This window comes from Microbacterium sp. NPDC055683, from assembly GCF_053617895.1.
Genome location: NZ_JBSHGQ010000076.1, coordinates 1 through 6,822 on the forward strand (window position 1 = coordinate 1; position 6,822 = coordinate 6,822).

Consider the following 6,822-nt stretch of genomic DNA (forward strand, 5'->3'; position numbering starts at 1 on the left):
CAGTACCCCGGTCGCACCCGCCCCCCCCCCCCCCCGCGGGCCCGAGGAGGATCAGGTGTACCAGGTCGGCTCGGGATCCTTGCCGAGCAGGGCGTACTCGCCCACCTCCCGCTTCTTGTAGGGGATCGGGTCGTGCAGCGTGTGCGTGCGCAGGTTCCGCCAGTGGATGTCGAGCCCGACGGCGTTCGCGGTCGCCCGCGCCCCCGTCAGCTCGAACACCTTCGTCGCCGCCTCCAGCCCGTCCTCCGCGATGCGCAGCTTCGCGGCGGCGATGCGGGCGGCGATGCGACCGCGACGCTCCGGCGTGAGCTCCTCCCGCGGCGCGTGCAGGGCGGCGGAGATCTCGGCTCCGGCGGCGTCGACGAGCGCTTCGTCGGCCCACAGCTTCGACTGGATCTGGCCGTACCCCTCCAGCACGTACCACTCGTCGACGGCGCGCTCCTTGTCGTCACCGCCGTAGGGCCATGCCCTGCTGTGCTCGCGGGTGTAGCCGGCGGCCTGGTCGAGGGCGCCCTGCGCGATCCCGAGGTAGAAGTTCGCGAACACGAGCTGGATCGCCGGGACGTTCAGGGTGTTGTAGACGAGGGGCTGGAACACCCTGTCGACGAAGCCCGCTGCGCCGCTCCAGTCGACGCGGACGTCGCGGATCTCGACCGAGCCCGACTCCGTGAGCCGCTGGCCGAGGTTGTCCCAGTCGCGGGCGAACACGATGCCCTCCTGGTCGGTCGGCACGATGGCGAAGATGTGCGTGTCCGTCCCCTGGAGCACGCCCTCGAGCACCGTGAGGTCGGAGACGACGCCGCCCGTCGAGAACGACTTGCGTCCCGAGAAGACCAGCTCGTCGCCGTCCTCCGTGACGACGAGGTCGGCGTCGCGGGGGTTGACGGCGCCGCCGAACAGGAGCCGGCCCTCGGTGTAGAGCTGCTCGACCGCGGCGATCTGGGCATCCGTTCCGACGAGGCGCACGGCCCACGCCCACAGGTAGTGGTAGCCGAGGAGCTGCCCGATCGAGCCGTCGCCGCGCGCGATCTCGCGGATGACGCGGTACGCGGTCTCCCAGGTCTGTCCGCCGCCGCCGTGCGCGGCGGGTCCGAGCAGGGTGACGAGGCCGCTCTCCTTGAGCAGGCCGACCTCGGCACCGGGCGGCGCGCCGGCCCGGTCGCGCGCGAGCGCGTCGGCGGCGAGGACGGCGGCGACCTCGCGGGCGCGGGCGATCCATCCGGTGGCGTCGCGCGGCGTGTCGGCCCAGGCGGGGTGTCGGTGCGTCGTGGGGTCGGGGGCGATGAGGGTCATCGTGAGTGCTCCTTTCGCGGGCGGGTGCCGATGAGCGGCGGTGCCGAACAGTGAAGCAGCGGACGAGCCGGTGCGCGCCAGGATGACGCGGGATTGCCGGCGCGATCGGCGATCGTGATGGGCACCGATCGGATGGCGCGTTCACCGCGCAGACACCGGAGCGCTCGCGACACGACACCGCGCGGGGCCCCGGCCGTCACCGCGCCCGCGTAGCTTCGCGGGTCGTGCGCGTCGCCCGAGCGCGCCGTCCCATCCGCACCGGAGGATCTCCCATGTCACGTCGTCACGTGTTCGCCTCGCTCGGCCTGCTGGCCGTCTCGTCCCTCGCCCTCGCGGGCTGCGCCTCCGCCGCCTCGTCCGACGCCGAGGCGTCGGACGGCGTCGAAGCCGCGGCCGCGACGAGCCTGGACGACTTCGGCTCGTTCGAAGCGCTCGAGGAGGCGGCCAAGGCGGAGGGCGCGCTCAACGTCATCGCCCTGCCGCGCGACTGGGCGAACTACGGCGAGATCCTCGACCTGTTCGCCGAGCGCTACCCCGAGATCGCGATCGAGGAGCAGTCGCCCGACGTCTCGAGCGCCGAGGAGATCCAGGCCGCCGAGGCGAACGCCGGCCTCGACACGGCTCCCGACGTGTTCGACCTCGGCCTCACGGTCGCGCTCCAGAACACCGACGCGTTCGCCCCGTACCAGGTCGAGACGTGGGACGACATCCCCGAGGAGCTGAAGCACCCCGACGGCCTCTTCGTCGGCGACTACGGCGGGTACATGTCGATCGGCTACGACTCCGCGCAGTTCGACGAGCCCACGTCGCTCGACGACCTGCTGGGCTCCGACTTCGCAGGGTCCGTCGCGATCAACGGCGATCCGACGCAGGCGGGCGCCGCGTTCGCCGCCGTCGGACTCGCGACCGTGCAGTCGGGCGGCACGCTCGACGACTTCCAGCCCGGCATCGACTTCTTCTCGGAGCTCAACGCCGCGGGCAACCTGCTGAAGGTCGACGTCACGTCGGCCACGGTGGCGTCCGGCGAGACGCCGGTCGTCTTCGACTGGGACTACCTCAACGCCGCGCACGGCGCGGAGAACCCGGACTGGAAGACGGTCGTGCTCGACGGCACCGGGTACGCGGGCTACTACAACCAGGCCATCTACGCGGATGCCCCGCACCCCGCCGCCGCGCGGCTGTGGCAGGAGTTCCTCTACAGCGACGAGGTGCAGAACCTGTGGCTGAAGGGCGGCGCGCGTCCCGTCCGCGCGGACGCCATGGCGGCAGCCGGCACGATCGACGAGGAGCTCTACGCCGCGCTCCCCGAGTCGCCCGCCGAGACGGTCGTCCCGACCGAGCAGCAGTCGGCCGACGCCGGCACGCTGCTCGGCGAGTCGTGGGCCTCGGCCGTCGAGTGACGACCGCCCTGCTCGAGCGCGAGGCGCCGGCCATCCCGCCGGCGCCTCGCGCCCGTGCGCGCCGCCGCCTCGATCCCGCCGCGATCGGCCTCGTGCCGTTCGCCGTCTACGTCATCGTCTTCCTGCTCGTCCCGACCGGGATCGCGCTCGGCACGGGGTTCGTCGACGGCGAGGGGGCGTTCACGCTCGACAACCTCGCCGGTCTCGCCGAGCCGACCATCCTGCGCACGTTCGGCAACTCGCTGTGGCTCTCCGCCCTGACGGCCGTGGTCGGAGCGGTCGTCGGCGCCCTCGCGTGCTACGCCATGCTGGGGCTGCCCGAGGGCGGTCGGGTGCGGGTCGCCGTCGACGCCGCGGCGAGCGTGCTCGCGCAGTTCGGCGGCGTCATGCTCGCGTTCGCCTTCATCGCCACGCTCGGGGCCCAGGGCCTCGTGACCTCGCTCATCCTGGATGCCACGGGCGTCGACATCCACGCGGGCGGCAACTGGCTCTATGCGCTGCCGGGTCTCGTGCCGGTCTACACGTACTTCCAGGTGCCGCTCATGATCATCACGTTCATGCCGGCGATGACGGCGCTCAAGCCCGCGTGGGCGGAGGCCAACCTCACGCTGGGCGGAACGCGCCTCGGCTTCTGGCGGCTCATCGCGATCCCCGTGCTCGCGCCCGCCTTCCTCGCGAGCCTGCTCCTGCTCTTCGCGAACGCCTTCTCCTCGTACGCCACCGCCGCCGCGCTCGCGAGCCAGGGGGCGCAGATCGTCCCGCTGCAGATCCGCGCCGCGCTCACGAGCGAGACCGTGCTCGGTCGGGAGAACCTCGCCGGGGCGCTCGCGCTCGGGATGATCGTCGTCGTCTCCGTCTGCATGTGGGGGTACTCCGCCATCCAGGGCAGGGCGGCGAGGTGGCAGCGATGAGCGCGGCGTCCTTCGCTCCGCGCGTCGCCGTGCGCTGGACCATCGGCCTCGCCATCCTCGCCGTCTTCGCCATCCCCCTCGTCTCCATGGTCGAGTACTCGCTGCGGGACGGCGACGGGTACTCCGCCGTGCACTGGGCGGCGCTGCTCGACCCCGCGCAGGCGTCGACCTACCGGCCGATCTGGACGGGGCTCGCGAACTCGGCCGCGCTCGCGGCGGTGACGGTCGGCATCGTCCTCGTGCTCGTGGCGCCCACGGTCGTGCTCGTGAACCTGCGGTTCCCGCGTCTGCGGCGGATCTTCGAGTTCGTCGTGCTCCTGCCGATCTCGATCCCGGCGATCGTGGTCGTCGTGGGGCTCGCGCCGATCTACCAGTCGATCGGTCGCGCGGTCGGCACGGGCGTGTGGACGCTCGCCTTCGCCTACGGCATCACCGTGCTGCCCTTCGCGTACCGCGCCATCCAGGCGTCGGTCGACGCCGTCGACCTCCCCACGCTCTCGGAGGCCGCGCGGACGCTCGGCTCCGGATGGACGACGACGCTGCTCCGCGTCATCGCCCCCAACCTCAGGCAGGGGCTGCTCGCCGCGTCGCTCATCTCGATCGCCGTCGTCCTGGGGGAGTACACGATCGCCTCCATCCTGGGGCGGCAGAACCTGCAGACGGCGCTCGTCGTCGTCGGGAAGCAGGATCCGTGGGCGCCCGTCATCCTCTCGCTGCTCTCGCTCGTCTTCGCGTTCGCCCTGCTCGTCGTCATCGGCCTCGCCGGCCGCGCCCGCTCCGGAAAGGCCCGCTCATGACCCTCGACACCATCGAGACCGAGGAGAACGCCGTGCTCTCCGCCCGCGGAGAGGGCGTTCCCGTCGCCTTCGAGGGGGTCGTGAAGGAGTACGGCGCGACACGCGTCCTCCACGGCGTCGACCTCGACGTGCGCCCCGGGGAGTTCCTCTCGCTCCTCGGGCCGTCGGGCTGCGGCAAGACGACCCTGCTGCGCATCCTCGCCGGGCTCGAGCAGGCCACGGGCGGCGTCGTGCGGATCGGCGGCGCCGACGTCTCGGCCGTGCCGACGAACAAGCGCGACCTCGGGATGGTGTTCCAGGCGTACTCGCTCTTCCCGCACCTCACGGTGCGGCAGAACACGGCGTTCGGGCTCGAGCGCCGTCGCGTCGAGAAGCGGGCGACGGCGTCCCGGGCGTCCGACGCCCTCGCGCTCGTGGGCCTCGCGCACCTCGCCGACCGGTACCCTCACCAGCTCTCCGGCGGGCAGCAGCAGCGCGTCGCCCTCGCGCGCGCGATCGTCACGGAGCCGCGCGTGCTGCTGCTCGACGAGCCGCTCTCGGCGCTCGACGCGAAGGTGCGCGTTCAGCTGCGCGACGAGATCCGGCGGCTGCAGCTGCGCCTGGGCATCACCACGGTGTTCGTCACGCACGACCAGGAGGAGGCGCTCGCCGTCTCCGACCGCATCGCCGTCATGGACGCCGGGCGCATCGACCAGGTCGGTTCACCCGAGGACCTCTACCTGCGGCCCGCGACGCCGCACGTGGCGGCGTTCGTCGGCCTGTCGTCGATCGTGCCCGCTGTCGTGGCGGGCGGGCACGCGACGGTGCTCGGCACCGTGCTGCCCGTGGTCGGCGAGGCCGCAGACGGCGCGGCCGAGGCCTTCATCCGTCCCGAGAACGTGCGACTGGGCGGCCCCGTCGCGGGGACCGTCGTCGAGTCGACGTTCCTCGGCAGCGTGCGCCGCTCGGTCGTGCGGGTGCCGACGACGGACGGCGCGGCGCTGCTGCACGTGCAGCACGCCGCGTCCGAGCGCCTGGCGTTCGACGAGCGGGTGACGCTCGCCATCGAGCCCGTGCCGGTGGTCGTGCGGCCCGCATAGGGTGAGAGGGTGAGCACCCTCGACGCACGCGACATCCCCGCCGACCGGACCTCCCACGACAGGCTCGCCCACGCGGGGCTCGACTACCGCGCGATCGACGCGGCCGACAGCGCGGCGTTCCAGCGCACCATCCAGGCCGTCTCCCGCGGGTTCCTCGGCCCCGAGGTCTCCGAGACGTCGTCCGAAGAGCAGCGCGAGGCGCTCGGGTACCGGCGCTTCACGGGCGTCTTCGACGCGGCATCGGCGCAGCACGACGTGCCGGTCGCGACGGTCGACTCGTGGATCACGCCGCTCACCGTTCCCGGTGGAGAGCTCGACACCTGGGCGATCAGCGGCGTGACGGTCGCGGGGACGCACCGTCGACGCGGCATCGCGCGGGCCATGCTCGAGGGCGAGCTGCGGTCGGCCGCGGCGGCGGGCGTGGCGATGGCCGGCCTGACCGTCAGCGAGACGACGATCTACGGCCGGTACGGCTTCGGCTCCGCCGTGCCCATGAGCTCGTGGACCATCGACACGCGCCGTGCCGGCTGGGCCGGATACGAGCCGTCGGGGCGCATCGAGTTCGTGTCGCGCGAGCAGCTCGCCGCCGACCTCGGCGCGGTGCACGAGCGGGCGCGCACGCAGCGCGCGGGGCAGCTGCCCGGATGGCCCCGCCGCTGGCAGCAGGCGGCGGGCCTGACGATCGACGACAAGGACGGCGACCACGTGCGCGGCGTGCGCGTCGTCGACGCCGACGGCGGTGTCCGCGGCGCCATGGCGTACCGCGTCTTCGAGAGCGACGGGGATTTCGCCGGAGCCAGGCTCGCCATCCGCATGCTCTTCGCGGACACGGCGGATGCGACGGCGGCTCTCTGGCGCTTCGCCGTGCAGCACGACCTGGTGGGCGAGGTGACGGCGCAGCTCCGGCCGATCGACGACCCCGTGCGCTGGCTCGTGCACGACGAACGCGGGGCCGTCCAGACCATCCGCGATCACGGATGGCTGCGCATCCTCGACGTGCCGCGCGCGCTCACGGCGCGCACCTACTCGGCCGCGGCGGCCGCGACGATCGCCCTGACGGATCCGCTCGACCTCGCGAGCGGGGCATGGCGGGTCGAGATCGGAGCGGACGGCCGCGCGCACGTGGAGCGCACGACGGCCGAACCCGACCTGCGGCTCGATGTCGCGCAGCTGTCGGCCGCCTACCTGGGCGGCGTGCCGCTGACGGGTCTGCTCGCGGCCGGCTGGGGGGCGGGATCGCCCGATGTCGCCGCGGCGCTCGATCTCGCGCTGCGCCCTGCGCAGCCTCCCGCGCTCGGCATCTGGTACTGACAGAAGCGGCCGGCCACCCCGAGGGGTGGCC

General features: G+C 73.1%; 6 protein-coding genes. 5 read left to right on the forward strand and 1 reads right to left on the reverse strand.

What is annotated here, in order from left to right; genetic code table 11:
• Positions 1 to 51: 51 nt before the first annotated feature.
• Positions 52 to 1,293, reverse strand: a complete 1,242-nt coding sequence (locus tag ACWGPF_RS17370) for an acyl-CoA dehydrogenase family protein (protein WP_452333978.1) — start codon at positions 1,291 to 1,293, stop codon at positions 52 to 54.
• A gap of 272 nt (positions 1,294 to 1,565) precedes the next feature.
• Here ACWGPF_RS17370 and ACWGPF_RS17375 point away from each other — a divergent pair, with 272 nt between their 5' ends.
• From ACWGPF_RS17375 to ACWGPF_RS17395, 5 genes are read left to right on the forward strand one after another with little or no spacing between them, the layout of a single operon-like run.
• Positions 1,566 to 2,693 carry an ABC transporter substrate-binding protein gene (locus tag ACWGPF_RS17375; protein WP_452333979.1) on the forward strand — a complete coding sequence of 376 codons (1,128 nt, stop codon included), beginning with the start codon at positions 1,566 to 1,568 and terminating at the stop codon, positions 2,691 to 2,693.
• Positions 2,690 to 3,604: an ABC transporter permease gene (locus ACWGPF_RS17380; RefSeq protein ID WP_452333980.1), complete on the forward strand. Its 915-nt coding sequence runs from the start codon at positions 2,690 to 2,692 to the stop codon at positions 3,602 to 3,604. The genes ACWGPF_RS17375 and ACWGPF_RS17380 overlap by 4 nt, the downstream gene beginning before the upstream one ends.
• Positions 3,601 to 4,401 (forward strand): ABC transporter permease, encoded by an 801-nt coding sequence (locus tag ACWGPF_RS17385; protein WP_452333981.1) that lies wholly within the window; start codon positions 3,601 to 3,603, stop codon positions 4,399 to 4,401. The genes ACWGPF_RS17380 and ACWGPF_RS17385 overlap by 4 nt, the downstream gene beginning before the upstream one ends.
• The gene (locus ACWGPF_RS17390; RefSeq protein ID WP_452333982.1) at positions 4,398 to 5,480 is read left to right on the forward strand and encodes an ABC transporter ATP-binding protein; all 1,083 of its coding nucleotides are present in this window, start codon (positions 4,398 to 4,400) and stop codon (positions 5,478 to 5,480) included. Before ACWGPF_RS17385 ends, ACWGPF_RS17390 begins: the two co-directional genes overlap by 4 nt.
• 9 nt (positions 5,481 to 5,489) lie before the next feature.
• Positions 5,490 to 6,791 (forward strand): GNAT family N-acetyltransferase, encoded by a 1,302-nt coding sequence (locus ACWGPF_RS17395; protein WP_452333983.1) that lies wholly within the window; start codon positions 5,490 to 5,492, stop codon positions 6,789 to 6,791.
• Positions 6,792 to 6,822 lie beyond the last annotated feature (31 nt).